Below are 1,207 nucleotides of genomic sequence, written 5' to 3' on the forward strand. Positions count from 1 at the left end.
TGAACTGGTGCGGTACGGAACCGCCGACGACCTTGTCCACGAACTCGAAGCCCGAACCCCTCGGCAGCGGCTTGACCTCGATGTCGCAGACGGCGAACTGGCCGTGCCCGCCGGACTGCTTGACGTGCCGCCCGTGCCCACGGCCAGGTCCGGCGAAGGTCGAGCGCAGGCTGATGCGGACGGGCTCGGTGTCCACGTCGGCGCCTCCCGCGCGCAGTCGCGACAGCACGACGTCGGCGTGCGCCTCGCCCATGCACCACAGCACGAGCTGGTTGGTCTCGGCGTTGCGGTCGAGCCGCAGCGTCGGATCGCCCGCGACGAGCCGGGAGAGGTTGCGCGCGAGCGTGTCCTCGTCGCTGCGCGTCTTCGCGATGACGGCGACCGGCAGCAGCGGTTCCGGCATCGTCCACGGTTTCATGATCAGCGGATCGTCGGGGGAGGAGACGGTGTCGCCCGTTTCCGCCGAGCCGACCTTGGTGAGCGCGCAGAGGTCGCCCGCGACGCAGTACGGGACTTCGCGCAGGTTCGCGCCGAGTGGCGAGTACAGATGCGCGACCCGTTCGTCGGCGTCGTGATCCTCGTGCCCGCGTTCGGCCAGACCGTGACCCGAGACATGAACAGGCCGCTCCGGGCGAAGCGTCCCGGAGAACACCCGCACCAGCGACACCCGGCCGACGTAGGAGTCGACCGCGGTCCGGACCACTTCGGCCGCCAGCGGGCCCTCGGGATCGGCGCGGAGACCGGCGTGCGGCTCGCCGGTGGGTGAGGTGACTTCCGGCGGGACGTGCTCCAGCGGCGACGGGAAGGCGCGCACTATCCCGTCGAGGACTTCGGCGAGCCCGACACCGGTCGTCGCGCACACCGGGATCACCGGATGGAAGGAGCCGCGGGCGACGGCGGTCTCCAGGTCGGCGATCAGCGTGTCCTCGGGGATCTCCTCGCCGGAGAGGTACCGGTCCATCAAGGTCTCGTCCTCGCTCTCGGCGATGACTCCCTCGATCAGTTCGTTGCGGGCCTCGGTCATCCGCGCGAGATCGTCCTCCGCCGGCTCGCCGACCTCGGGCGGGAAGCCCTTCGAATAGTCGAAGTAGCGACGCGTGATGAGCCCGACGAGGCCGTCGCGCGCGGGCAGGTACAGCGGCAGGACGCCGGCTCCGAAGGCGGCCTGGCAGGCCGCGATCTCGCCTTCGGGGTCGGCGCGGTGATG

At 70.9% G+C, this 1,207-nt stretch carries 1 protein-coding gene; it reads right to left on the reverse strand.

Annotated features, from left to right (window positions below; all coding sequences use genetic code 11):
- Positions 1-1,207, reverse strand: a 1,207-nt coding sequence (locus CFP71_RS42030; protein WP_244200041.1) for an EF-Tu/IF-2/RF-3 family GTPase, incomplete at both ends; no start/stop codon positions are given.

Source organism: Amycolatopsis thailandensis (assembly GCF_002234405.1).
Classification (GTDB): Bacteria; Actinomycetota; Actinomycetes; order Mycobacteriales; family Pseudonocardiaceae; genus Amycolatopsis; species Amycolatopsis thailandensis.